Consider the following 831-nt stretch of genomic DNA (forward strand, 5'->3'; position numbering starts at 1 on the left):
GGTTTAAAATTAAAAAAATAAGGTTTAGTAGCTAAAAAATCAAAAGTTCTCTTTATTTCGTAATTTGCATTTTCTAACTGCTGTTCTTTTAATAAAAAGTTATTATGAATAATATTGAGTATTTTTTTGTTAAGAAAATCTATTTTGTTTGTCAGTTGGTATAAGTCGACCAAAGTAAAATTATATTTTGATATCGAACAAGAAAGAATATTTTTATCTTGCAATAAATTAAATAATTTTTCACAACCAATGATCTGGACTGAGCTAGAATTATGTTGTAAATATAAAAATGCTTTTTCTAATTCATACTCGATTCCATCACTAAATTTAGATTTTATAACTTTATCTGGAAATGCCTCTTTAAAAAGCTCTTTTGGAACATCATCAAACATCCTTCTATATATTTGCTGATCTTCAAAATCAGTGCGGATAAAGTTAGATGGATGACTTAAGTTTTCTCCTATAGTTCTAATCCTATATTTAATTAGCTGGTCAGGCAAAATATATATTTCATGCTTTTTAATTAATTTAAGCCACATTTCAAAATCTTGTAACTGAATAGCAGCTACGTTAAATAGTCCAGCATCGAAAAGCAATTCTCTACATATAAAACCAGTTACAGCATTAATATAGTTACCCTTAAAAAAGAAATGTCTTAGTATCTCAGACTTAGTTCTATTAGGATGATTAAATAAGTTTTCTGCGAAATGACTATCAGTTATTATCTGGCTGTTCTCATTGATAAAATTTACCCATGAAAAAACAACTTTTTTTTGGTATTTAATTAAATAGTTATATTGTGTTTCTAGTCTATGAGGATAACAAATATCA

General features: G+C 26.2%; 1 protein-coding gene. It reads right to left on the minus strand.

The window, feature by feature from the left end:
* Positions 1–831 (minus strand): hypothetical protein (locus GNF10_RS37190; protein WP_221644717.1); only part of this gene is annotated, 831 nt, incomplete at both ends.

Origin of the sequence: Nostoc sp. UCD121, from assembly GCF_014222285.1 — a bacterium.
Taxonomy (GTDB): Bacteria; Cyanobacteriota; Cyanobacteriia; order Cyanobacteriales; family Nostocaceae; genus Nostoc.